The sequence below is a fragment of the Bradyrhizobium sp. genome, from assembly GCF_035652035.1.
Lineage (GTDB): Bacteria > Pseudomonadota > Alphaproteobacteria > Rhizobiales > Xanthobacteraceae > Bradyrhizobium.
This window is the reverse complement of the sequence record NZ_DASREO010000002.1, coordinates 42992-68915: the sequence shown is the minus strand read 5'-3', so window position 1 is coordinate 68915 and position 25924 is coordinate 42992. Positions and strand designations below refer to the sequence as shown.

Annotated in this window: 18 protein-coding genes and 1 pseudogene; 9 read left to right on the top strand and 10 right to left on the bottom strand. The window is 61.6% G+C overall.

The window, feature by feature from the left end; all coding sequences use genetic code 11:
• Positions 1-30: 30 nt before the first annotated feature.
• Positions 31-3924, bottom strand: coding sequence for a methionine synthase (gene metH, locus VFB05_RS00545; RefSeq protein WP_325007606.1), 3894 nt, complete (start codon positions 3922-3924; stop codon positions 31-33).
• A gap of 4 nt (positions 3925-3928) precedes the next feature.
• Positions 3929-4843: a methylenetetrahydrofolate reductase [NAD(P)H] gene (gene metF, locus VFB05_RS00540; protein ID WP_325007604.1), complete on the bottom strand. Its 915-nt coding sequence runs from the start codon at positions 4841-4843 to the stop codon at positions 3929-3931.
• Positions 4844-5215: 372 nt separating this feature from the next.
• On the opposite strand from metF, the gene VFB05_RS00535 reads away from it, so the two are divergent.
• Entirely contained in the window at positions 5216-6235 is a 1020-nt protein-coding gene (locus VFB05_RS00535; RefSeq protein WP_325007602.1) for an LLM class flavin-dependent oxidoreductase, read from the top strand.
• A 191-nt stretch (positions 6236-6426) separates the two neighbouring features.
• Here VFB05_RS00535 and VFB05_RS00530 read toward each other — a convergent pair whose 3' ends face one another.
• Both VFB05_RS00530 and VFB05_RS00525 read right to left on the bottom strand, forming a co-directional pair.
• Positions 6427-7287 (bottom strand): prephenate dehydratase, encoded by an 861-nt coding sequence (locus tag VFB05_RS00530; protein ID WP_325007599.1) that lies wholly within the window; start codon positions 7285-7287, stop codon positions 6427-6429.
• Between the two features lie 44 nt (positions 7288-7331).
• Complete coding sequence (locus VFB05_RS00525; RefSeq protein WP_325007596.1) at positions 7332-8078, bottom strand: 3-deoxy-manno-octulosonate cytidylyltransferase; 747 nt, start codon at positions 8076-8078, stop codon at positions 7332-7334.
• Positions 8079-8288: 210 nt separating this feature from the next.
• On the opposite strand from VFB05_RS00525, the gene VFB05_RS00520 reads away from it, so the two are divergent.
• The 6 genes from VFB05_RS00520 to VFB05_RS00495 all read left to right on the top strand — a co-directional run bounded on the left by VFB05_RS00520 (position 8289) and on the right by VFB05_RS00495 (position 16786).
• Positions 8289-8837: a cytochrome c family protein gene (locus VFB05_RS00520; protein ID WP_325007594.1), complete on the top strand. Its 549-nt coding sequence runs from the start codon at positions 8289-8291 to the stop codon at positions 8835-8837.
• A 239-nt stretch (positions 8838-9076) separates the two neighbouring features.
• Entirely contained in the window at positions 9077-10972 is a 1896-nt protein-coding gene (locus tag VFB05_RS00515) for an extracellular solute-binding protein (RefSeq protein WP_325007592.1), read from the top strand.
• Positions 10973-10986: 14 nt separating this feature from the next.
• Complete coding sequence (locus VFB05_RS00510; RefSeq protein ID WP_325007590.1) at positions 10987-12855, top strand: extracellular solute-binding protein; 1869 nt, start codon at positions 10987-10989, stop codon at positions 12853-12855.
• A 3-nt stretch (positions 12856-12858) separates the two neighbouring features.
• Positions 12859-13965: a microcin C ABC transporter permease YejB gene (locus tag VFB05_RS00505; protein WP_325007588.1), complete on the top strand. Its 1107-nt coding sequence runs from the start codon at positions 12859-12861 to the stop codon at positions 13963-13965.
• A complete protein-coding gene (locus VFB05_RS00500; RefSeq protein ID WP_325007586.1) occupies positions 13965-15140 on the top strand; it encodes an ABC transporter permease in 1176 nt (391 codons plus the stop codon). The genes VFB05_RS00505 and VFB05_RS00500 overlap by 1 nt, the downstream gene beginning before the upstream one ends.
• A gap of 8 nt (positions 15141-15148) precedes the next feature.
• The gene (locus VFB05_RS00495; protein ID WP_325007744.1) at positions 15149-16786 is read left to right on the top strand and encodes an ABC transporter ATP-binding protein; all 1638 of its coding nucleotides are present in this window, start codon (positions 15149-15151) and stop codon (positions 16784-16786) included.
• Between the two features lie 20 nt (positions 16787-16806).
• On the opposite strand, the gene VFB05_RS00490 is transcribed toward VFB05_RS00495, so the two are convergent.
• A complete protein-coding gene (locus tag VFB05_RS00490) occupies positions 16807-19317 on the bottom strand; it encodes a glycogen/starch/alpha-glucan phosphorylase (RefSeq protein WP_325007584.1) in 2511 nt (836 codons plus the stop codon).
• A gap of 246 nt (positions 19318-19563) precedes the next feature.
• Positions 19564-19728 (bottom strand): annotated as a pseudogene (locus VFB05_RS00485) (RNA polymerase sigma factor region1.1 domain-containing protein); the annotation flags it as partial.
• Between the two features lie 164 nt (positions 19729-19892).
• On the opposite strand from VFB05_RS00485, the gene VFB05_RS00480 reads away from it, so the two are divergent.
• On the top strand, positions 19893-20324 hold the full coding sequence (locus tag VFB05_RS00480) for a hypothetical protein (protein WP_325007580.1): 432 nt from the start codon (positions 19893-19895) through the stop codon (positions 20322-20324).
• A gap of 108 nt (positions 20325-20432) precedes the next feature.
• Here VFB05_RS00480 and VFB05_RS00475 read toward each other — a convergent pair whose 3' ends face one another.
• Positions 20433-21203, bottom strand: coding sequence for a DUF2865 domain-containing protein (locus VFB05_RS00475; RefSeq protein ID WP_325007578.1), 771 nt, complete (start codon positions 21201-21203; stop codon positions 20433-20435).
• 142 nt (positions 21204-21345) lie between these two features.
• Positions 21346-21909, bottom strand: coding sequence for an orotate phosphoribosyltransferase (gene pyrE / locus VFB05_RS00470; RefSeq protein WP_325007576.1), 564 nt, complete (start codon positions 21907-21909; stop codon positions 21346-21348).
• Between the two features lie 324 nt (positions 21910-22233).
• Here pyrE and VFB05_RS00465 point away from each other — a divergent pair, with 324 nt between their 5' ends.
• Entirely contained in the window at positions 22234-22860 is a 627-nt protein-coding gene (locus VFB05_RS00465; RefSeq protein WP_325007574.1) for a glutathione S-transferase family protein, read from the top strand.
• A gap of 239 nt (positions 22861-23099) precedes the next feature.
• Here VFB05_RS00465 and VFB05_RS00460 read toward each other — a convergent pair whose 3' ends face one another.
• Together VFB05_RS00460 and VFB05_RS00455 are read right to left on the bottom strand one after the other, a co-directional pair.
• Positions 23100-24230 (bottom strand): sterol desaturase family protein, encoded by a 1131-nt coding sequence (locus VFB05_RS00460; RefSeq protein WP_325007572.1) that lies wholly within the window; start codon positions 24228-24230, stop codon positions 23100-23102.
• A 1035-nt stretch (positions 24231-25265) separates the two neighbouring features.
• Positions 25266-25901: a LysE family translocator gene (locus VFB05_RS00455; RefSeq protein WP_325007569.1), complete on the bottom strand. Its 636-nt coding sequence runs from the start codon at positions 25899-25901 to the stop codon at positions 25266-25268.
• Between the last annotated feature and the right edge of the window lie 23 nt (positions 25902-25924).

Genomic DNA, 25924 nt, shown 5'->3' with positions numbered 1-25924 from the left:
CCTCTCCCGCAAGGGGAGAGGGGAAAGAACCTACCCCGCGCCGACCTTCTTCTTGCGCCAGGCGAGATGGATCGCGCAGTTGCAGCCGGGCGGATGCGAGGAAAGCTCCTTCACGTCGGCGTCGTTGGCGGGCGCGGCGGAGGACAGCGCCAGCGTTGCAATCGTCCCGCTCACACCACGGCTCTGCGCCGACTGGTCCTGCGCCGGGATGTAGTTCAGGATCGGCGCCAGCCAGCGTTCGACTTCCGCGACCGTCATGCTCTTGCGAGCGGCATAGTCTTCGACCTGGTCGCGCTCGATCTTGCCGACACCGAAATAGAAGCTTTCGGGATGGCTGAAATAAAGCCCCGACACCGACGAGCCCGGCCACATCGCAAAGCTCTCGGTGAGTTTCACGCCCGCAGTGTTCTCGGCATCGAGCAGTTTGAACAGCGTCGCCTTCTCGGTGTGGTCGGGCTGTGCCGGATAGCCGGGCGCGGGACGGATGCCGTCGTATTTCTCGAGGATGAGATCGTCAGTCGAGAGAGCCTCGTCCGGCGCATAGCCCCAGAATTCGCGGCGCACGCGCGCATGCATGCGCTCGGCAAAGGCCTCGGCAAGGCGATCGGCCAGCGCCTTGCACAGGATCGACGAATAATCGTCGTTCGATTTCTTGAAACGGTCGGCGACCGCGTCCTCGCCGATGCCGGCCGTGACCACGAAGCCGCCGACATAGTCCTTCACGCCGGAAGCCACAGGCGCGATGAAATCCGACAGCGCAGCGTTGAAGCGGCCTTCGCGCTTCTCAAGCTGCTGGCGCAGCGTGTGAAGCGTTGCAATCGGCTTGCTCCGCGTCTCGTCCGCGTAAACGAGGATGTCATCGCCGACCGTGTTGGCCGGCCAGAAGCCGATCGTCGCCTGCGCCGTGAACCATTTCTCGGCAATGATGCGATGGAGCATCTTGCGCGCATCGTCATAGAGCGAGCGCGCCACTTCGCCGACCTTGGGATCGTCGAGAATGGCGGGAAAGCGCCCGCTCAGCTCCCAGGTCTGGAAGAACGGCGTCCAGTCGATGTAGTCGGCGAGCTCCGCAAGATCGTAACTGCGGAACGTCTTCAGCCCGAGGAACGACGGCTTTTTCGGCGGCGTCTTGGCAAAATCGACCGGCACGGCGTTGGCGCGCGCATCGGAGAGCTTCAACCGCTTCTTGTCGGCCTGTGCGCGGAAATGTGCCGCGGAGATCTTGGCGTATTCGGCGCGGACTTCTGCGGCATAGGCCTCGCGCTTTTCCGGCGACAGCAGTGCAGAGGCGACGCCGACGGCGCGGCTCGCATCGTTGACATGCACCACCGGTCCGCTGCGATAATTGGGATCGATCTTCACGGCTGTGTGGACGCGGCTGGTGGTGGCACCGCCGATCAAGAGCGGAACCTTCAACCCCTCACGCTGCAGCTCGGACGCAAAGAACGCCATCTCGTCCAGCGAGGGGGTGATGAGGCCGGACAGGCCGACAATATCTGCCTTCTGCGCCTTGACGGTCTCGACGATCTTTGCCGCCGGCACCATCACGCCGAGGTCGATCACCTCGAAGTTGTTACATTGCAGCACGATGCCGACGATATTCTTGCCGATGTCGTGGACGTCGCCCTTGACGGTCGCGAGCACGATCTTTCCGGCGGCATGACGGTCGTCGGCGACCGTGCCATTGGCAAGGTTCCTCGCCTTCTCTTCTTCCATGAACGGCATCAGGTAGGCGACCGCCTGCTTCATCACGCGGGCGGATTTGACGACCTGCGGCAGGAACATCTTGCCGTCGCCGAAGAGATCGCCGACGACGTTCATGCCGGCCATCAGCGGGCCTTCGATCACATCGAGCGGGCGCGCCGAGAGCTTTCGCGCTTTCTCGGTGTCGGCGTCGATATATTCGGTGATGCCGTGCACCAGCGCGTGCGAGAGGCGCTTGTCGACCGGCCATTCGCGCCAGGCGAGATCTTGCGTCTCGGTCTTCTTCTCCTTGCCGCGGAATTTTTCGGCCAAGCCGAGCAGCCGCTCGGACGCGCCGGCGTCGCGGTTGAGGATGACATCTTCGCACACCTGGCGCAGCTCGGGATCGATGTCGTCATAGACGATCATCTGTCCGGCATTGACGATGCCCATGTCCATGCCCGCCTTGATGGCGTGATACAGGAACACCGAGTGCATGGCTTCGCGCACCGGCTCGTTGCCGCGGAACGAGAACGACAGGTTGGAAACGCCGCCGGAGATATGCGCGTGCGGCAGGTTTTGCCGGATCCAGCGCGTCGCCTCGATGAAATCGACGCCGTAATTGTTGTGCTCTTCGATACCGGTCGCGATCGCGAAAATATTCGGATCGAAAATGATGTCTTCCGGCGGGAAGCCGACGCGGTTGACCAGGATGTCATAGGCGCGCTTGCAGATTTCGGTCTTGCGCGCAAACGTATCGGCCTGGCCCTTTTCGTCGAAGGCCATCACAACGACAGCCGCGCCATGGCGCCTCGCGATATTGGCCTCGTGGATGAATTTCTCCTCGCCCTCCTTCATGGAGATCGAGTTCACGACCGGCTTGCCCTGCACGCATTTCAAGCCGGCCTCGATCACGTGGAATTTCGAGGAATCGATCATCACGGGAACGCGGGCGATGTCCGGCTCGGCGGCAACGAGGTTGAGGAAGGTCACCATCGCCGCTTCGGAGTCGAGCAGGCCTTCGTCCATGTTGACGTCGATCACGACCGCGCCGTTCTCGACCTGGTCGCGCGCGACCTGCAGGGCCGCGGTGTAGTCGCCGGCCGTGATTAGCTTGCGGAAGCGCGCCGATCCCGTGACGTTGGTGCGTTCGCCGACATTGACGAAGGGAATGGCCGGGGTGAGCTCAAAAGGTTCGAGGCCGGAAAGCCGCAGGCGCGGTTCGATCACGGGAACGATGCGCGGCTTGTGCGGGCTGACTGCGGCCGCAATCGCGGAAATATGCTCGGGCGTGGTGCCGCAGCAGCCGCCGACGACATTGACGAGGCCGCTCGCGGCAAACTCGCCGATCAGCCGCGCCATATATTCCGGACTCTCGTCGTACTGGCCGAACTCGTTGGGCAGGCCGGCATTGGGATAGGCACAGACCAGCGCATCGGCGACACGGCCGATATCGGCGATATGCGCGCGCAGATCCTCGGCGCCGAGCGCGCAATTGAAGCCGATCGTGATCGGTTTGGCGTGCCGGACCGAATTCCAGAACGCTTCGGGCAACTGGCCCGAGAGCAAGCGGCCGGATTTGTCGGTGATCGTGCCCGACACCATGACGGGCACGTCGATGCCGCGCGCTTCGGTGATCTCGGCGATCGCGTAAAGCGCAGCCTTGGCGTTGAGCGTGTCGAAAATGGTTTCGACCAGCAGCAAATCAGCGCCGCCGTCGAGCAGGCCCTTGATCTGCTCGCCATAGGCCGTGCGGAGATCGTCGAAGGTGACGGCGCGGTAGCCCGGATTCGACACGTCGGGCGAGATCGAGGCGGTGCGATTGGTCGGGCCGATGGCGCCGGCGACAAATCGCGGCTTGCCGTCCTCGGCGGCCACGCGCTCCGCGGCGGCGCGCGCGAGCTTCGCGCCCTCGAGGTTGAGCTCGTAGGCGAGGTCCGACATGTCATAGTCGGCTTGCGCGATTCCGGTCGACGAGAAAGTGTTGGTGGCGACGATGTCGGCGCCCGCGCGCAGGTAAGCGGCGTGGATGTCCTCGATCGCTTTCGGCTGGGTCAGGATCAACAGGTCGTTGTTGCCCCTGACGTCGCGATGAAAATCCGCAAAGCGCGCGCCGCGAAAAGCAGCTTCGTCGTATTGCAGCGCCTGGATCATGGTGCCCATGGCGCCATCGAGCACGAGAATGCGCTCCTTGGCGGCAGCAAGGAACGCAGTGCGTTTCGGAGAGACGGGAACGGTCATCGACTTACGCCGCCTTCTGCGCAGCCGAAGGGCGGATGCCGAGCAGATGGCAGATCGCGAAAACCAGGTCGGCGCGGTTCATGGTGTAGAAATGAAAGGTGTCGACGCCGTGCTTGTTGAGCTTCTGCACTTGCCCGGCAACGACAGTCGCCGCGACGAGCTTCCTGGTCTCGGCGTCGTCGTCGAGGCCGTCGAATTTTGCCGCAAGCCAATCCGGCACGGTGGTGCCGGCCCGGGTGACGAAATTTCGCGCCTGCTTGAAATTGTGCATCGGCATGATGCCGGGCACGATCGGAATATCGATGCCGCGAGCGCGCACGCGGTCGAGGTAGCGAAGGTAATGGTCGTTGTCGAAGAAGACCTGCGTGATCGCGCGCGTCGCGCCGGCGTCGACTTTCGCCTTCAGCGTATCGATATCGGCATCGAAGCTCGGGCTCTCCGGATGCTTCTCCGGGTAGGCCGAAACCGAGACCTCGATATCGGGAAATCGCTTCTTGATGCCGGCGACAAGTTCGGAAGAGGTCTGATAGCCGTCGGGATGGGTGGAGTAGGGGGTGCCGATGCCGCCGGGCGGATCGCCGCGCAGCGCCACGATGTGGCGGACGCCGGTCGCGTGATAGCGGCTGACAATGTCGTCGATCTCGCTGCGCGCGGCGCCGACGCAGGTCAGATGCGCGGCCGGCAGAAGTTCGGTCTCGCCGAGAATCCGGGCGATGGTGGAATGGGTGCGCTCGCGGGTGGAGCCGCCGGCGCCATAGGTCACCGAGACGAAACTGGGGGTCAGCGGCGCGAGACGCTTGATGGTCTCCCACAGGCTCTTTTCCATCTCCTCGGTCTTCGGCGGGAAGAATTCGAAGGAGATCGCCGGCTGATTTGGCGCGCGGGATGCGGCCGACGTGGCCAGGGTAGTTTCACTCATGACTTTGGTAATCTCCGCAACAAACCTGAAAAGCCGCGCAGGGGCGTTGATGGTATCGAACCAAGATAGGTGAAAAGGCTTTCGCGAAATAGCCCACTATATGTGGGAAGTAGCCCAATTACGCCAATAGAAATGGAATTCTAGACCCGTTTCTTCTCCGGTGGGCGAAGCTTGAATCAGCATAATATATTGTTTTAAATTATTTATTTCGATCCGATTTTGAAGAAGGGAGTGGGCAAATTGACATTATTAAGAAAGACAAAATCCATTGCCCACCGAGCCAAGTGGCGCCTTGCTTCGCGTGTCGGCCCAAAGACCTGACCTGCGCGCCGCGCCGTTGTGCTGCCGGTTCCCTGCACTAGGTTTACGGCCATGATCCCGCTTTCCGTCCTCGATCTCTCCGTTGTCACGTCCGCCACCAGGCCGGCCGCGGCGCTGCGCAACAGCATCGATCTCGCCCGCCACGTCGATGCGCTCGGCTTCACCCGCTACTGGCTCGCCGAGCATCATAATCTGGCGTCGGTGGCGAGCCCCGCGCCTGATCTGATGATTGGGCAGATCGCGGCGGTGACGAAAAACATCCGCGTCGGCTCCGGTGGCGTGATGTTGCCGAACCATGCGCCGCTGGTGGTGGCCGAACGCTTCAAGATGCTGGAGGCGCTGTTCCCTGGCCGGATCGATCTCGGTTTGGGGCGTGCGCCCGGCACCGATGGCCCCACGGCCTATGCACTACGCTCCAGGCTCGACAAACGCGAGGGCGACGATTTTCTCGAACGGTTGCACGAACTGACATTGTGGGAGACTCGCAACTTCCCGCCCAATCACCCCTTCAACAAGGTGGTGGCGATGCCGGACGACACGCCGCTGCCGCCGATCTGGTTGCTTGGCTCGAGCGACTACAGTTCGGAGTTGGCGGCGCAGGTCGGCATGGGCTTTGCGTTCGCGCATCACTTTGCGTCGTACGATGCGACGGCCGCGATGACGAACTATCGCGCGCATTTCAAGCAAACCGGCTGGCGCGAGACGCTTTATGCGATTCTGGCGGTTGCAGTCGTTACGGCCGACACCGACGCCGAGGCCGAGCGGCTCGCGGCGTCGATGGATCTCAACCGGCTGCTGCGCGACCGCGGTCAATATATCCCGCTGCCGAGCCCGGAGGAGGCGCAGGCCTTCCCCTACACCGACGCCGATCGCGCCGCGATCGCACGCAACCGCTCACGGCTGTTTGTCGGCAGCCCGGCAACCGTCATGCAGAAGCTTGAACCGATGATTGCGGCTTGCCAGGCCGACGAACTGATGATCGTCAGCGCGATCTACGATCACGAAGCGCGCAAGCAGTCGTACAGCCTACTGGCGAATGCGTTCGGGCTCGGCAAGAAGGAAGCGGCTTGATCCGCGTCGTCCCGGCCAAGCGCAAGCGCGAGCCGGACCCATAACCGCGGACAGATGTTGTTGCCGTCATTGCGAGGAGCGCAAGCGACGAAGCAATCCAGAATCTTGATGCGGTGCATCTTCTGGATTGCTTCGCTTTGCTCGCAATGACGGAATCTACAGGCGCGACGGAAGACGATCGTGCGACTCGGCTAGTCCTGCTTCTCGCTAAACGTCTCGCGGAACGGGTGGGCCGGATAGACGCCGACGATGCGGAATTCGCGCGAGAAGAACTTCAATTCCTCCAGCGCAAAGGCGAGACCCTTGTCGTCGGGATGGCCGTCGACATCGGCATAGAATTGCGTGGCGAAGAAATTGCCGTCGACCATGTAGCTTTCGAGCTTGGTCATGTTGACGCCGTTGGTGGCAAAACCGCCGAGCGCCTTGTAGAGCGCTGCGGGGAGGTTGCGCACACGGAAAACAAAAGTGGTGACCAGCGGTCCCGCGCCTTGTTTTGCCCAGTCGGCTTCCCGCGCCAGCACCACGAAGCGGGTGGTGTTGTGATCTTCGTCCTCGACGTTCTCGGCCAGAATGTCGAGGCCGTAGATTTCGGCTGCGAGCTTCGAGGCAATCGCCGCGCAATTCTTGTCGCCACGCTCGGCTACGATGCGCGCGCTGCCGGCGGTGTCGGCCCCGACGATCGGCTTGATGCCGAGCTTGCGGATGATGCGCCGGCATTGCCCCAGCGCATGCACGTGGCTCTCGACGGTCTTGATGTCGCCGATTTTGACGCCGCGCGGGGCCATCAACTGATGATGCACCGGCAGGAACCATTCGCCGACGATGAAGAGGCCGGACTGCGGCAACAGATGATGGATGTCGGCGACGCGTCCGGCGACCGAATTCTCGATCGGGATCATGCCGAGATCGGCCTCTCCGGAAGAGATCGCGGCCAGCGCGTCCTCAAAGGTCGCGCAGGGCAGGGCCTGCGCGTCCGGATAGGCTTCGGTGATGGCGATGTGGGAGTTGGCGCCCGGCTCGCCCTGGAATGCGATTTTCAGCTTCTTGGTCATGGCGTGCCTTGTAGCAGCCGGTCAGGATTTCGCCAGTGCGGGTATCAGGATTTCGCCAGTGCAAGTATCTGGCGCGTGGCCTCGAGGTCGGCCGGGGTGTCGACGCCGCGTGGCACCGTGTCGACGATGCCGATGTCGATCCGCATGCCCGCTTCCAGCGCCCGCAATTGCTCGAGCTTCTCCTGCTGCTCCAGCGGCGAGGGCGGCAGGCTGACAAAGCGTTCGAGAGCCGCACGCCGATAGGCATAGAGCCCGATATGATGGTAGCGCGGCCCATCGCCATGGGGCGCGGTGGCACGGGTAAAATAGAGGGCGCGCAGGCGGCGTGGGCCGATCATGGAGCCGACCGCCTTCACCACACTGGGCGCCGTGGCCTCCTCCTCGGTGTGGATTTCCGCGGCGAGCGTCGCGATATCGACGTCCGGGTCGGCCAGCGGGATCAGCACGTCGCGGATATTGTCGGCACTGACGGTCGGAAAATCGCCCTGCAAATTGACGACGATCTCGGCCTCGCGGCTGGGATCGAGGAGGCACGCCGCCTCGAAGATCCGGTCCGAGCCGGAGGGGTGGTCGGCGCGGGTCATGACGGCCTCTCCGCCATGCCTGGTCACGGCGGATGCGATATCGGCCGTGTCGGTTGCAACCGCGACGCGGCCGATTCCGGCTGCCTCGGCCCGCCGCAGCACGTGGACGATCATCGGCAGGCCGGCCATCTCCAGCAGCGGTTTGCCGGGCAGGCGCGTCGCGGCCATGCGGGCCGGAATCAGGACCAAAATGCGGGGGTTGGTCATCGGGATAAGGTTGGATACCCCTTGGAGAAGTGGCCGGAAATAATGGGGGACGGGTCAAAAGCCAAAGCGTTTATACGGGTTGCCAGAGCACGGGCAAACCGATATCTGATGCGAGCCTTGGGGGGCGGCGCAAAGGGCCGATTCCTCGGCGCTCTCGCGGCCGTTTCTCTCCGGCCAACTCGACATTTCCGGCCTGGAGCCTGATCCAAAATGGACTCCTTCGAACTCAATAAAATTCTCGGTGCCGTTCTCGGTACCTGCATTCTTCTGCTGGTGACGAGCTTCACCGCCAGCGCGATTTTCGCTCCCAACAAGCCCGAAAAGCCCGGCTTCGAAATCGCCGTGAAGGAAGAAGCTGCGGGTGGCGAAAAGGCCGCCGCCGCGGCGCCGGCCGAGCCGATCGAGAAGCTGCTTCAGACCGCCTCTGTCCAGAAGGGTGAGGCGGCCGCCAAGAAGTGCGGCGCCTGTCACGACTTCGCCAAGGGCGGGCCCAACAAGGTCGGTCCGAATCTCTATGGCATCGTCGGTGACAAGAAGGGTGAAGGCCGTGGCTTCAATTTCTCGGCGGCCATGAAGGCCAAGGGCGGCACCTGGACCATCGACGACCTCGACAAGTTCATCGACAACCCGAAGGGCTTTATTCCCGGCACCGCGATGGGCTTTGCCGGTATCCAGAAGGGTAGCGAGCGCGCCGACGTGATCGCCTACCTGAACTCGCTTTCGGACAATCCGCAGCCCTTGCCGACCGCGGCGAAGTAGCGTCTGCTGATTGAGGCATTCGGTTTTGGAACGGCCGGGGTTTCCCGGCCGTTTTCGCATTCGCCCCGTCGGTTCCCGGTCCGAGGTTCAAATCTGCGCGTGTGGCGCCGGTTTCACTTTCGTTGCCGCGGCCTTTGGTCCCACGATGGCGGCCATGATGAGCAAAAAGCAACTTAATCGGTCAAAACCTTGCCTTATACTCCGTTCCCTGTAACGCGGATCAACACGGGATTTCTCATTTGGCCTTTAACCGAAGACGTCTTTTGCAGGGTGGCGCCGTTGCTGCGATCGCGCCGGCCCTTCGCGCTACATCCGGATTTCCTCTCGTCAGCGCCGCGCGCGCACAGACGTCCGCAAATGAGCCTGCCTGGCGGCACGGCTTGTCGCTGTTCGGCGACATCAAGTATCCGGCCGATTTCAAACGCTTCGATTATGTCAATCCCGACGCGCCCAAGGGCGGAGCGGTACGCCAGATTTCGGTCGGCACGTTCGACAATTTCAACATCGCGGTCTCGGGTGTGAAGGGGTCGATTGCGCCGATCGGACTGATCTACGAAAGGCTGATGGAAAATGCTCTGGATGAGGTTGCGACCGGATACGGTCTGCTGGCCGAAGCGGCCCAACATCCGGGCGATTTTTCCTGGGTCATCTACCGTCTTCGCAAGGAAGCCCGCTGGCACGACGGCAAGCCGGTGACGCCGGAGGACGTCGTCTATTCGCTTGAGGTGCTGAAGAAATACAACCCGCTATATGCCGCATACTATCGCCACGTCGCGAAGGCTGAAAAGACCGGCGAGCGCGAGGTCAAGTTCAGCTTCGATTCTGTCGGCAATCGTGAATTGCCGCAGATCGTCGGCGAGTTGACGGTGCTGCCCAAGCACTATTGGGAAGGCACCGACAGCCAAGGCAAAAAGCGTGATATCTCGCAGACCACTCTGGAGCCGCCATTGGGCTCCGGTCCCTACCGCATCAAGGATTTCGCCGCCGGCCGCACTTTGACTCTGGAGCGGGTGAAGGATTATTGGGGCGCCAACCTTCCGGTACAGATCGGCCAGAATAATTTCGACGAACTGCGCTACGAATTCTTCCGCGACTCGACCGTTGCGCTTGAAGGGTTCAAGGGCGATCAGGTCGACTGGCGCCTCGAAAACAGCGCGAAGAACTGGGCCACGGCCTACGACTTTCCGGCCGTCACCGAAAAGCGCGTGGTGAAGGAAGAGTTTCCGAACCGCAGCTCCGGTGTCATGCAGGCCTTCGTGCTCAATAATCGCCGGGATCAATTCAGGGATGCCCGGGTGCGAAATGCGTTCAACTGGGCCTTCGACTTCGAGGAGATGAACAAGCAGCTGTTCTACGCACAATACATCCGCATCAATAGTTATTTTGCCGGAACGGAGCTTGCGAGCTCCGGCCTTCCAGAGGGACAGGAACTGGCGATCCTCGAAACCGTGCGCGACAAGGTGCCGCCCGAGGTCTTCACCAAACCGTATCAAAATCCGGTCGGCGGCGATCCCGAAGCGGTGCGCGGCAATTTGCGCGAAGCTATGCGGTTGTTGAAGGAAGCTGGCTACGAGATCAAGGATCGCAAGCTGGTCGACACAACCGGAAAGCCGGTTGCGGTCGAAATCCTGGTTCAGGATCCGGCCTTCGAACGAGTTGCTCTGTTCTACAAGCCGTCACTGGAAAGGATCGGGGTCGCGACGTCGGTCCGTGTTGTTGACAACGCGCAATACGAGAACCGGCTGCGCAGCTTCGATTACGACATCATCATCCATTCATGGCCAGAGTCTCTTTCGCCCGGTAATGAGCAGCGGGAGTACTGGAGCTCGCAAACCGCCGACGTTCCGGGGTCGAGTAATTACATCGGCATCAAGAATCCCGCTGTCGATGCTCTGATCGACAAGGTAATCTTCGCCAAGGACCGCACCGAGCTGGTGGCGGCGACGCACGCGCTCGACCGCGTCTTGTTGTGGAATCATTACGTCGTGCCGCAGTGGAATTACCCGAAGGTACGGACCGCGCGCTGGGATCGTTTTAGCCGGCCGGCTGAAATGCCGAAATACGGGGCAGCAGCATTTCCAGCTCTGTGGTGGTTCGACGCCGACAAGGCCGCCAGGACGGCCAGGAAATCTTGAAGGATTTATCGCGCATGGCGCTTTTCTCCCGCCGGCATGTGCTGGGCTTGAGCCTTGGCGCCATGAGCGCGCCGTGGCTGGCTGGCGCCAGGGCAGCGGAGACAGACAAGGCTGTTCACGGCATATCGGCGTTTGGCGATCTGAAATATCCCGCCGATTTTGCCCATTTTGACTACGTCAATGCGGCTGCGCCAAAAGGCGGACTGTTTTCGCTGATCCCGCCGACGCGGGCCTACAACCAATCCTTCTTCACCTTCAATTCGCTCAACGCTTTTGTCCTCAAGGGCGAAGGCGCCCAGGGCATGGACATGACGTTCGCCTCGCTGATGGCGCGCGCCAGCGACGAGCCCGATGCGATGTACGGTCTGGCGGCCAAGTCCGTTCAGATTTCGCCTGACGGGCTGACGTATCGCTTCACCGTGCGACCGGAGGCGCGCTTCCACGACGGATCGAAACTGACTGCGCAGGATGCGGCGTTCTCGCTCACGGTGCTGAAGGAAAAGGGCCATCCCCTGGTCATCGTGCAGTTGCGCGACATGGTGAAGGCCGAAGCGGCGGACGAGGCCACGCTCGTCGTCACCTTCGCGCCCAACCGCGCGCGCGACGTGCCGCTGTATGTTGCGGGCCTGCCGATCTTCTCCAAGACCTACTATGCGTCACGGCCGTTTGAGGAGTCCACGGTCGATACGCCATTGGGTTCGGGGCCATACAAGGTCGGGAAGTTCGAGATCAACCGTTTCATCGAATTCGAGCGCGTGAAGGACTGGTGGGCGGCCGATCTGCCGGTCAATCGCGGCAGTTACAATTTCGATGTCATTCGCTTTGAATTCTATCGTGACCGCGACGTCGCCTTCGAAGGCTTTACCGGCAAGAACTATCTCTTTCGTGAGGAGTTCACCTCGCGGATCTGGGCGACGCGCTATGATTTTCCGGCCATCAAGGATGGCCGCGTCAAGCGCGAGCTGGTGCCGGATGAAACTCCGTCCGGCGGCCAAGGCTGGTTCATCAATACAAGACGCGACAAGTTCAAAGACCCACGCGTTCGCGAAGCGCTGATTTGCGCCTTCGATTTCGAATGGACCAACAAGACGGTGATGTACGGCGCCTACGCCCGCACCAGTTCGCCGTTTCAGAATTCGGACATGGTGGCGAGCGGGTTGCCGTCGTCGGAGGAACTGAAACTGTTGGAGCCGTTTCGCGGCCAGGTGCCGGAGGAAGTGTTCAAGGAGCCTTTCGTGCCGCCGGTCTCGGATGGGTCCGGGCAGGACCGCGCGTTGTTGCGCAAGGCGCAGCAACTGCTCCAGGAAGCCGGCCTGCCGGTAAAGGACGGCAAGCGGCTGCTTCCAAATGGCGAGCGCTTCACGGTCGAATTTCTGCTCGACGAACCGTCGTTCCAGCCACACCATGCAACCTTCATCAAGAATCTCGGCGTGCTTGGCATCGACGCCAGTATCCGCCTGATCGATGCCGTGCAGTTTCGCGCGCGCGTGGAAGATTTCGATTTCGACATTACCGTCGAGCGCCTCAGCATTTCGGCGACGCCGGGCGACTCCTTGCGTCCCTACTTCACATCGCAGGCCGCCGCCACCAAGGGGTCCTACAATCTGGCGGGTGTTGCCAATCCAGCGATTGATGCTTTGGTCGAGAGAGCTATCGGCGCGCAAACGCGTGCCGAACTCACCGCGGCGTGCCGCGCGATCGACCGCGTCTTCCGTGCCGGGCGCTACTGGATTCCGCAATGGTACGCCAACACGCACAAGCTGGCCTATTGGGACATTTTCGACCATCCGGAAAAATTGCCGCGTTACGCCTCCCGCGCCGGCGTTCCGGAAATCTGGTGGTACGATGCCGCAAAGGCCGCGAAGTCAGATCAGGCGAAATAAGTCATGAGCGCCTATATCGCCCGCCGTATCCTGCTGATGATTCCGACCCTGCTCGGAATCATGTTCGTCGCCTTTGTGGTGGTGCAATTCGCACCGGGCGGACCGGTAGAGCGCGTGATCGCGCAACTCACAGGCTCCGACACCGGCGCGACGTCGCGCATCTCCGGCGGCGGTGGCGATTTCCGTCCCACCGGTCCGGGCGGCGCTGCCGGTGAAGCCGTCAATTCGAAATATCGCGGCGCGCAGGGGCTTGATCCCGATTTCATCAAGAGCCTGGAAAAGCAGTTTGGCTTCGACAAGCCGGCGCCGGAACGCTTTGCGCTGATGGTCCTGAATTATTCCCGCTTCGATTTCGGCAAGAGCTATTTCCGCGACATCAGTGTGATTCAGCTGATCAAGGAGAAGCTTCCGGTTTCGATCTCGCTCGGCCTGTGGATGACGCTGATCACCTACCTGATCTCGATTCCGCTCGGCATTCGCAAGGCGGTGAAGGACGGCTCGCCCTTCGACACCTGGACCTCGGCGGTGATCATCATCGGCTTTGCGATTCCGGGCTTCCTGTTTGCCATCCTTCTGATCATCCTGTTTGCCGGCGGATCGTTCCTCAACCTGTTTCCGCTGCGCGGCCTGACATCGGATGGCTGGTCGCAGTTTCCCTGGTACTGGAAGATCATCGATTATTTCTGGCACCTCACTTTGCCGCTGATCTCGATGTCGCTCAGCGCATTTGCGACCATGACGCTTCTGACCAAGAATTCGTTCCTTGACGAAATTCGCAAGCAGTATGTCATGACCGCGCGCGCCAAGGGTTGCAGCGAGAACCAGGTGCTTTATGGCCACATCTTCCGCAACGCAATGCTGATCGTGATCGCGGGCTTTCCCGGCGCGTTCATTCGCGCCTTCTTCTCGAGCGCGCTCCTGATCGAGACGATTTTCTCGCTCGACGGGCTCGGCCTGCTTTCGTTCGAGAGCGTGCTCAACCGCGACTATCCTGTGGTGTTCGGAACGCTCTACATCTTCTCGCTGGTCGGCCTGGCGGTGAATCTGGTCTCCGATCTCACCTATATGTGGGTCGATCCGCGGATCGATTTCGAGGCGCGGGAGGTCTGATGACGATCACCACGCCGCCGCCCGAAACAAAGACGCCAGGCTCGCTCGGCGCGGCTAAGCCGATTGCGGGTGATGGCGTGCGGCCATTGTCGCTCAATCGCCGCCGCTGGGAGAATTTCAAGTCGAACAGGCGCGGTTACTGGTCGTTCTGGATCTTCATGCTGCTGTTCCTGGTCTCGCTGTTCGCCGAGCTGATCGCCAACGACCGGCCGTTTTTGATCAAGTATGATGGCCATCTTTATTGGCCGGCTTTCGTCTCCTATCCGGAGACGACCTTCGGCGGCGACTTCGAGACGGCAGCCGATTATCGCGATCCTTATCTGCAGAAGCTGATTGCGGACAAGGGTGGCACCATCGTCTGGCCGCTGGTCCGCTATTCCTACGATACGCTCAACCGCGATCTGCCGACGCCGGCGCCGTCGCCGCCGACCTGGATGCTGACGGAAGCGCAGTGCAAGGACGTCGTGGAGAAGAAGCACCTCAATGGCTGTCGCGATCTCGAATACAACTGGCTGGGCACCGACGACCAGGGCCGCGACGTGGTCGCGCGCCTGATCTACGGGTTTCGGATTTCCGTGCTGTTCGGTCTCTGCCTGACCATCATTTCCTCGGTCATCGGGGTCGCGGCCGGGGGCGTGCAGGGCTATTTCGGCGGCTGGATCGATCTTGGTTTCCAGCGCTTCATCGAAATCTGGAATTCGATTCCCGAGCTTTACGTCCTCCTCATCATATCCGCGGTGCTGCCGCCCGGCTTTTTCGTCCTGCTCGGCATTTTGGCGCTGTTTTCCTGGGTCTCGCTGGTCGGCCTCGTGCGTGCGGAGTTTCTGCGTGGCCGCAATTTCGAATATATCCAGGCGGCGCGCGCGCTCGGCGTTTCCAATGCCGTGATCATGTTCCGCCATTTGCTGCCGAACGCCATGGTCGCGACCATGACCTTCCTGCCGTTCATCGTCTCGTCGTCGGTGATGACGCTCACCGCGCTCGACTTCCTCGGTTTTGGCCTGCCGCCCGGTTCACCCTCGCTCGGCGAATTGCTGTCGCAGGGCAAGGCCAACATCCAGGCGCCGTGGCTCGGCTTCACCGGGTTCTTTGCGGTGGCGATCATGCTGTCGCTGCTGATATTCATCGGCGAGGCGGTGCGCGACGCCTTCGATCCGCGCAAGACGTTCAGGTGAGCGAAGCCATGGACGCCATCAACCAGCCCTTGCTCGATGTTCGCGAACTGTCGGTGGCGTTTCGCCATCAGGGCGGAGCTTCGACCGCGGTCGACCGCATTTCCTTTTCGATCAGGCGTGGCCAGTGCGTGGCGCTGGTCGGCGAGTCCGGTTCGGGAAAATCCGTCAGCGCGTTGTCGGTCATGAAGCTTCTGCCCTATCCGAATGCGTCGCATCCCTCCGGCAGCATCCTGTTCAACGGACGCGATCTCCTGAAGTTGCCGGAACACGACATGCGAAGCATTCGCGGCAACGACATCTCGATCATCTTCCAGGAGCCGATGACCTCGCTCAACCCGTTGCATACGATCGAGTCGCAGATCGGCGAGAACCTGCGGCTTCACAACGATATCAGCGGACGGATGGTGCGGGAGCGCACGCTCGAGCTGTTGACGCAGGTCGGCATTCCCGATCCGGAAACCCGGCTCGGAAGTTATCCGCATCAACTGTCCGGCGGCCAGCGCCAGCGGGTGATGATTGCGATGGCGCTTGCCAACGAGCCCGATCTTCTGATTGCCGATGAGCCGACCACCGCGCTCGACGTCACGGTGCAGGCGCAAATCCTGGCGCTGCTCGCCGACATCCGCAAACGGCTCGGCATGAGCCTGTTGTTCATTACCCATGACCTCGGCATCGTGCGGCGTATTGCGGACGTCGTCTGTGTCATGAACAACGGCAAGATCGTCGAGCAGGGGCCCGTCGAGCAGGTTTTCACCGAGCCCAAGCACCCCTATACCCGCGCTTTGCTTGCCGCCGAACCCAAGCCCGACCCGGCGCCGCCGCGGCCTGCTTCGCCGGTCGTGATCTCGGCGGACAATCTGAAGGTCTGGTTTCCGATCAAGCGAGGCCTGCTGCGAAAGACCGTCGGGCATATCAAGGCCGTCGATGGCGTCAGTCTGAAGGTGCGCAAGGGAGAGACGCTCGGTGTTGTCGGCGAGTCCGGTTCCGGCAAGACCACGCTCGGCCTGGCGCTGTTGCGGCTGATTTCGTCAGATGGTCCGATCGTGTTTCTGGGCAACAAGATCCAGGGCCTGCGCTTCAAGCAGATGCGGCCTTTCCGGCGCGACATGCAGATCGTGTTCCAGGATCCGTTCGGAGCGCTCAGCCCGCGAATGTCGATCGGCGATATCGTCGCCGAAGGCCTGACCGTGCACCAGAAATCGCTTTCGGACGCCGACCGCGAAGCGCGCGTGATCCGCGCGCTGCGCGATGTCGGCCTCGATCCGGCGACGCGATTTCGCTATCCGCACGAATTTTCCGGCGGCCAGCGCCAGCGCATCTCGATCGCGCGCGCCGTGGTGCTGGAGCCGAGCTTCATCGTGCTGGACGAGCCGACCAGCGCGCTCGACATGCTGTTTCAGGCCCAGATGGTCGATCTGTTGCGCGAATTGCAGCGCAAGCGCGATCTGACCTACATGTTCATCTCGCATGACCTGCGCGTGGTGGCCTCGCTGGCAAGCCATCTGATCGTGATGCGCAACGGCAAGGTGGTGGAGGAGGGGCAGGCGGCTGATTTGTTCAAGCACCCGCAGACCGACTATACCCGCGCACTGTTTGCCGCCGCGTTCAAGCTGGAGGCGGCTGACGGCGACGTCGTCCGGGAATAAGACCGGCGCGACGGGCGGCTTCAGCCTTCGGCGCGGAGCTTTTCGAGTTGCCCGCGCCCGTTCACCGGAACGTTCCAGATGTCCTCGGCGTATTCGGCGATGGTGCGGTCGGATGAGAACCAGGCCATTCGCGCGACGTTGAGGATGGACGCCCGCGTCCACGCGGCTTGCGCCTGCCAGCGGGCGTCGATGCCGCGCTGCGCAGCATAATAGGAATCGAAGTCCGCGCTCACCATGTAATGATCGAGGTGACGCAGCGCGTGGGCGATCGATTCGAAGCGATGGAGATCATCGGGCGAGAATTCGCCGCCGCCGATGGCGTTGATCGCGCGCGCGAGCGATGGTGAGGCGCGGATCACGTCGGAAGCGTCAAGCCCCTGCTTGCGCCGTATCATCACGTCGCCCGCTTCCATACCGAAGATCGCGATGTTCTCCGCGCCGACGTGATCGCGGATTTCGATATTGGCGCCGTCCAGCGTGCCGATGGTGATCGCGCCATTGAGCGCGAGCTTCATGTTGCCGGTGCCGGAGGCCTCCATGCCGGCGGTCGAAATCTGTTCGGAGAGATCGGCGGCCGGAATGATCACTTCGGCAAGGCTGACATTGTAATCAGGCAGGAACGCGATCTTTAGCCGGCCGGCAATAACAGGATCGTTGTTGACGACCTCGGCGACGTCGTTGATCAGCTTGATGATGAGCTTGGCGTAGCGATAGCTCGCTGCGGCCTTGCCGGCGAAAATCTTGACACGCGGCACCCAGTTGCCCTGCGGATCGTCCTTGATCGCGTGATAGAGCGCGATCGCCTCGACGATGTTGAGCAGTTGCCGCTTGTATTCATGGATACGCTTGATCTGGACGTCGAACAGCGCCGTCGGATCGACCTTGATATTGATTTTCTCGCCGATCAGGCGCGCCAGCGCGATCTTGTTGTGATGTTTGACGTTGCGAAATTGATCCTGAAATGCGGCGTCCCCGGCGCTCTTCTCAAGCAACTGCAGCCGGCTCGGATCGTCGAGCACGGCCTCGCCGCAGGCCTCGCGCAACAGGCCCGTCAGCTTTGGATTGGCCAGCATCAGCCAGCGGCGGAAGGTGATGCCGTTGGTCTTGTTGGTGATGCGGCCGGGATAGAGGTGGTTGAGATCGTGGAACACGGTCTCCTTCATCAGGTCGGAATGCATCGCCGAAACGCCGTTGATGCGGTGCGACCCAACGAAAGCCAGTTGGCCCATCCGCACCCGCCGTCCGGATTTCTCGTCGATCAGCGAGACCGAGGCGCGGAAATCGATGTCGCCGGGGCAGCGTTCCTCGGCGAGCGCGAGATGGCCGACATTGATGCGGTAGATGATCTCGAGATTCCGCGGCAACAGCCGCTCGAACAATTCGACCGGCCAGGTCTCGAGCGCTTCCGGCAGCAGCGTATGATTGGTGTAGGAGAACGTCGCGACCGTGATCTTCCACGCCTCGTCCCAGCGGAAATTGTGCAGATCGACGAGAATGCGCATCAGCTCGGTGACGGCGAGGCTCGGATGGGTATCGTTGAGCTGCACCGCGACCTTTTGCGACAGGCTGCGCAACTGGCCGTCGGCTTCCATGTGTCGTTTGACGAGGTCCTGCAACGACGCCGACACGAAGAAATATTCCTGTCGCAGACGAAGTTCGCGGCCCGCCGGGCTTTCGTCGTTCGGATAGAGAAACTTGCAGATCGATTCGGCGCGCGCTTCCTCAGCGACCGCGCCGATGTAGTCGCCGGTGTTGAAAACGTCGAGGCGGAGCGGGTCGGGCGAGCGTGCCGACCACAGGCGGAGCGCGTTGACGTTCTGCCCGCGCCAGCCGACGATCGGCGTATCGTAGGCCACGGCCTGCACGGTCTCCGCCGGATGCCAGATGGCGCGGTCGCGGCCCTTGTCGTCGACGTGTTCGACGCCGCCGCCGAAATGGATGTGATAGACGACTTCCGGCCGCTGAAATTCCCAGGGGTTGCCGAAGCTCAGCCACTCGTCCGGATATTCCTGCTGCCAGCCATTGTTGATGATCTGGCGGAACAGGCCGAAGTCGTAGCGGATGCCGTAGCCGATCGCAGGAATGCCAAGCGTCGCCATGCTTTCCATGAAGCACGCGGCAAGCCGTCCCAGGCCGCCATTGCCGAGCGCCGCATCCGGCTCGCATTTGCGCAAGTCCGACAGATCGACGCCGAGGTCGCCAAGCGCCGCCTCGAACACCGTCAATAGCCCCATATTGTTCAAGGCGTCGGTGAAGAGACGGCCGATCAGGAATTCGAGCGAGAGATAATAGACGCGCTTGCGCCCGGCGTCGTAGCTCTGCTTGTCGGCGGCGAGCCAGCGATGCACGATGCGGTCGCGCAGCGCCAGCGCCGCCGCCTTGTACCAGTCGCGCCTGGTGGCCATGCCGGCGTCCTTGCCGATGGCAAGGCGAAGCTTGGCAAGGATCGCGCTCTTGATTTCCGACAGCGCCAGCTCATCGATGGGCTGAGCCGGCGCCGGCGGATGCACTGGATGTGACGGCTCAGCCAAATTCAGAATCCCGCAACCAAACCCTAGGATACCGCACCTTGCACCGGGATCGAAACCGGGGGCTCGCGGCAACTAGGTATGCACAGTTTTCATGCAAGGACCGGGCCGGGTTCCACTTAAGCCGCCCACCGCGGCCCTGCCTAGTCATCCTCGAGTATGTTTATTCGTTCGTCTACTTGATGCCCAAAAGGCCCATCAGTCGTCGTCCCGGCGAAGGCCACACGCTCGTTGCGGGGCCTAGTTGCCCTCCACGACGTTTATGCCTTCGTCGCTGAGCGCCTCCAAGATGCCTTCGATGTCTTCTGGCGCCATCGTGTCCGATGGGCATAGCTCATTGAGCTCGTCGAAGGTGACAAAGCCACGCATGCGCCCAAGTTCGATGGCTTTCCGGATGATCTCGTTTCGTCGCATTTGGTGCTCCGTTTCAAGTGCCACTACTTAAGGGCAGCGTGGAGCGGGTCGCTTTGGCGCCATGGAACGAATTAAGAACACTTTAGCAAGTGTTTGATATATCATAGTGATTCGAGACATCGCCGACACAACATCTATGGTCTATCGAGCTTGCCGAGGACTACATGTCCACCATCGCCTTCGATCAATTCGCCCTGACACGCATCGCCGACTTCGCACGATCGCTGTCGCGCCTGCATAAAACCTCCCGCCGTCAGCTCGTCGATGACGACGCCATCGACCGGGAATTCAACGCCGTCTGCCACTCGGTCTGGGGTTACACCACCGACGACATCAGCGACGATCTGTTCTCCGACGAGGACCACGTCTTCCTGGATTCGCTCGATGAGGCGCATGCGCGCATCTTCGCGGCCGAACAAGGCTACGACCTCGTCGACGATGACGGCATGCTGACCGACTGGTGGGGCTACTGCTGGATGATCTTGGCCGAGAAGCGCGGCCTGCTCACGCCGGAAAACCGCACAGCGGCGCGGGCGCAAATCGAGGAAAAATATCGCGCCGCGCCGAACGTCATCGGCGTGATTGTCGGGCGGTGAGTTATAGATGCTGTCATTCCGGGATGGTGCGGTAGCACCAGACCCGGAATCTCGAGATTCCGGGTTCGCACTGCGTGCGCCCCGGAATGACGGCTTGAATACAATCCGTCAATTCGATGCGGCGTGCTTGTCGCGCCGCACTGGCTTCGGCGCCGGCGTGATTGAGGCGGTGACATCGCTTGCGGTCAGGGTTTCGCCGCTGAGCGCATCGGCGGCAACCGGCGCCACTTTCATCTCGCCGAGGCGTGCGCGCACCTCCGCCGTAAGGCCGGGATAGGAAGCGACCGGAATGAATTCCGGACTGACGTTGTTGCCGATCTTGATGCCGGAATAGGCGACGAGCCCGTCGGTGGTTGCGACCACGTCGCCGGCGCGCAGCGAGGCATCCAGCGTCAGATCGACCGGCGCGAGACCGGCGGCATCGCGGCCATTGCAGGTGCAATCGGCGCGCAACGCCTTGCGATAGGCAAACGCGTTTTCGCTATCGGCATAGCGCTCGCCGGTCGCGCTGGTGGCGCTGTCGATGTTGCTGCCGTAGAAAACCTTGGTCGGGCTTGCCGGGCAAAACGCCTGACACATCTGAACCGGCGAGGCGTTGCTTCGTGTCAGCGGAAAATACTTGCCGTCGCAGCTTCGCACGCAAAAGGCGGGACCGCTGCTTGAGGCGACCGGCCGCGGCGGCGCCGCTTGCTGATTTGGATCGGCGAAAAAGTTCGCCTGTGAGCTCTGATGCTGCTTCTGAAGGCCGCCGAAAAACAGGTCAAACAGCCCTTCGGCGGATGCTTCGCGCGACACAAGGGCGAGAATGCCGGCAAGGACAAAAGCGGCAACGGAAGTTTTGCGGCGCCGACGGCGCTGATCGGTCAACTCGTTACGCAACGCTTACTCCACCGGATAGCAAATCTTAACGCCAGAACAGATTATTGCCCGGCGCTGTCGACATTAGTGTGTGTTGGTAAACGAGGGATTGAGCGAGGCAGCAATGAGGCAAAAGAAAGTGCAGCCTCGTGGTCGGCGAGCTTCAGTCTTTCAGATACTCGCTCGCCTGGAACAGCCAGCGGAAGGGCAGGCCGGCCTGCGCAAAATTTTCGACGGCGCCTTCCTGGCGGTCCACCATGGTCAGCACCAGAACGACTTCGCCGCCGGCGTGGCGCACGGCGTCGACCGCCTTCAGCGCTGAATCGCCGGTCGTGGTGACGTCCTCGACGATCACAACGCGCTTGCCTTGCAGGCTCTCGTTCCTGGCGAGGCCTTCGACCGCAAGCCGCGCGCCGTGTTCCTTCGGCTTCTTGCGGACAAAGAAGGCCGCGATCGGATGGCCCTTGAGCCAGGAGATCTGGGCGACCGCCCCGGCCAGCGGGACCGCGCCCATCTCCAGCCCGCCGATATAGTCGAGACCGTCGTCCTTGAGCGCCTCATAGGTCAATTCGGCCAGCAACGCGGCGCCCTCGGGGTCCAGCATCGTCGGCTTGAGGTTGAAGTAGAAATCGCTTTTGCGCCCGGAGGCCAATGTGATCTCGCCGCGTCCGAAGGAGCGCTTGCGAATGATCTCGACGAGGCGGGCGCGGGAAGCGGATTTGGACAACAGGGATCTCCAGTTCGGGTGGCGCAATCTATGCGTGGACGGCCCCCAATTCCAGTGCCCCGGCTCTGACATTCGCACCAGTTCACAGCGGATTCGTTTGCGAATGTCAGAGCCACAGGGGCCCTGGCAAATATAAGATTCCAGTGCGGTTTTGGATTTGGCATTCGCTCTGAGGGCTCGCGGCGATGTTGGAGCGAATGTCAAATCCACCGCACTGGTGCGGAACCCCCACCGTCAACAGGGCATGCCGCACGAGAGGCCGTTTCCGGGCCTATCCGGTGATGCTACAGACGGCCTTTCGCGCCAATGCCCAAGGAATCCGCAATGACCATCGAACTGCACACCTGGAATACGCCGAATGGCCGCAAGATCAGCGTTGCGCTGGAGGAAATGGGGCTGCCCTACAAGGTCTTTCCCGTCAATATCTCCAAGGGCGAGCAGATGGCGGCGGCGTTTCTGGCGATCAGCCCCAACAACAAGATTCCAGCCATCGTCGATCCCGATGGGCCCGGCGGCAAGCGCGTCAGCGTGTTCGAATCCGGCGCGATCCTGCTCTATCTCGGCGAAAAGACCGGCAAGTTCTTGCCCGTGCCGCTCGCCGAGCGCATTCCGGTCTATGAATGGCTGATGTGGCAGATGGGCGGCTTCGGGCCGTTTCCGGGGCAGGTGCACCACTTCATTGCGCTGGAGAACGAGCACGATCGGGCCTATGGCCTCAAGCGCTATATGACCGAGACGATCAGGCTTTATGGCGTGCTGGACCGGCGTCTGGCCAATCATGAATTTGTCGCTGGCGCCCTCTCGGTTGCGGATTTTGCGATTCTTGGCTGGGCCTGGCGCCATCCACGCCACAAGGTGGATCTTGCCGATTTTCCCAACGTCAAGCGCTGGTACGAGACGCTGATGGCGCGGCCGGGCGTCAAGCGCGGTATGGACGCCAAGCTGGATTGAGGACTTTTGCCCGCGACAACTTTAGGAATTGATAGACGCCCGCTTCGGGTCATGAACGACGTTTAGAGCGTCAGGGCGTCAGGTCATTAGCGTCAGCTCGGCCCCGATAAGCAGACCATTTCGGAGCCGAACTTGACTTCGCTTGTGGGCCAAGCAGACCTCAGCCGCACCTCACCCGATTTTCTTCAGTGAGCGAACACGCTGTGACTCTCATGCTGTCAACAGCGGAACACGCCGCTTCATGGATTCCGATGTTCGAGGAATTCCTTCACCGGCCCGACGAAGGGGTGCAGGAACTGGCCGAGCATGCCGCCGGGGATCGGCTTCACCGTGCCGTAGTTGACCGGCCAGCGGTCTTTGGGCAGGTGCCAAGTACCGCCCAGCATATCGAACAGCGGTGTGTGTGCCGCGTAGTTCTTGTCGATGGCCTCGGCGTCCGACGCGTGGTGCCAATGATGGAATTGCGGCGTGACGATTACGTATCGCAGCCAGCCGATATCCATCTTGATGTTCGAATGGATCAGCACCGATTGCACAGAGATGAAAATGAGATAGGCGAAGATCGTGTCTTGGGGGAAGCCGAGCAAGACGATCGGCACCAGCACCAGTGAGCGCGTTGCCAATGGCTCGAAGAAATGGAGGCGCGATCCCGAGAGCCAGTCCATGTGTTCCGGCGAATGATGGACTGCATGGATTCGCCACAACCACGGCACCTCGTGATAGGCGCGGTGGGAGACGTATTCGACTGCATCGGCTGCCAGAATCACCAGCACGAAGCGGACGATCGCCGGCAGGGCCACGACATGCGCCTGCAGCGACGGGCTGATCGCCCAGGCGAAATAGTCATGGGCAAAATGTGTCGAGACCACCAGGAAGACGCCGATCAGCAGGTGGTTGACGCCGAAATAGGCGAGATCGAGCTTCCAGCCGGGGCTGAGCGGCCCCTGCTCCGGCCGCACCCGTGGGAAGGTCCACTCGAGCAGCACGAATGCTGCGCCGGTGAAGAAGAGATCGAGCACCAGCCAGTCGAGGCCGAAATAGAAGCGCGGCTGGAGAAAATCCGGTGTCGGCACGTAGGGCCCACCGAGCAGCGTGGCGAGAAAAAGCGCGCTGAGGCCGATCGCAGCGCTCAACCGCGGGCCGCCAAGCACGATCCCGATGACGCCGAGCCAGGCGCCGACGACCATGGCGATCGCGAGCGTGAGGCGGAGCAGCTCGACGTCGTAATGGACGCGCAGCTCAGGCGTCGTGAGAAAGGCGGGGTAGCGCAGGCATATCACCGCAGCGACGCTGAGCACACCGATCGCGGCGCAGAGAGAACTGCCGATGCGCCCCTCGCCGATACGCGGCCTCGAACTTTCTTGAGCCATCAACGGTCTCCCAACAAAGATTCTCGAGCGCGGCAGCATAGGCGCGCGACAGTTTCAACTGCTAGGCTACATAGATGGCCGATAAAAGTTAAAATTGCCAGAAGTCAAAGTCCGCATCGGGTCAAAATGCGATGTGACTGTGCTGACAAGGCACGAACCGCTGCGACCTTCGAACCGAACTGGGTTGGCCTCTGATTGTGAATTTGCCGCGGCTGATTTGCGCGGAGGCGCAAGGCCATTAGCGAAAAATATTTCGCTCACCCCGTCGGGCAAATCATCTCTACAAGCCCGCGCCATCCCGCACCTCGTCAGAGGGGCGTTTCGCGATCGTCACGAACGTTGAGGGCGGGATGCGATGGACGCGCTGGTGCCGCCAGACGAGCGGTGAAAGTCGCGGACGGCGAAGTCGTGTGGTCTTGATGCCTCGACGCCGGCATCAACGTCGCGATGATGCTTCGCATCACGCGGCGGATGGTGACAAGAAAGCCCGATCACCAGAGAGAGCACGAAGGAAGCCGTTAAAACCATTGCGCAGGGAATGCCGGGATGTTCGGCGAACCTGTGGTGACTAACTCGTATGCTTTCTACTTTCGCATACGAGGCTGCGGGTGAGCCTGATCACCTGGCATTCCCTGCGCCCTCTGTTCTTTCGAGGGACAAGATTTTCTCGCAACTCGGGCAAACCATGCCGCGAGCCTGCGGAGGCATGTCCTGAGAGGGACTCGTCATTGCGAGGAGCCCGCGACAAAATTGCGCAGCAATTTTGCGCTGGAGCGACGAAGCAATCCAGCAAAATAAAACCGAAGACTGGATTGCGGAGCCTGTCATCGGGCGCGCATTCGCGCGACCCGTTGGCTTGCGCTCGCAATGACGGCGCTGTTTGAAACGTGAACCGGAAACTGCAACGCGGGCTGCTGGGTCTCGCGCTGTTACCGATGTGGGCTGTGCTTCCTATCTCTCCCGGCAAGGGGAAGAGATAAGAAGTACCCCGCGTAAACGGATAGCTCTGCCACAAGCGGGAAGAGGAGGCGGGCCTCACGCCCGTCGCGTTTCCAGCGCCATCCGCACGGCAAGGCCGGCAAGCACGGTGCCCATCAACCATCGCTGCACCAATAGCCAGGTCGGCCGTGCGCCGAGGAAGCGCGCGATCGATCCGGCGGCGAGCGCAATCGTGGCGTTGACGCTGACGCTGATCACGATCTGGATCGAGCCAAGCACCAGCGACTGCACAAGGATGCTGCCCTGCGCGGGATCGATGAATTGCGGCAGCAGCGCCAGATAAAGCATCGCGATCTTGGGATTGAGGAGATTGGTAACGAAGCCCATCGCGAACAGTTTGCGCGGACCGTCGACCTTCAGCGGCTTGACCTGAAACGGCGAACGGCCGCCGGGTTTGAGCGCCTGCCAGGCGAGCCACAGCAGATAGGCCGCGCCGGACAGGCGGAGCGCGTCATAGGCGTAGGGCACGGCGAACAGCAGCGCGGTAATGCCGAAGGCCGCGCACAGCATGTAGAACACAAAGCCGAGCGCGACGCCGCCGAGCGAGACGATGCCGGCGGCAGGTCCCTGCGTGAGCGAGCGGGAGATCAGGTAGATCATGTTCGGCCCGGGCGTCAGCACCATGCCGAGGGCGACAAGGGCAAAGCCGAGCAAAGCGGTGAGGTGAGGCATTTTGGAATCGTTCCGTTTCGACA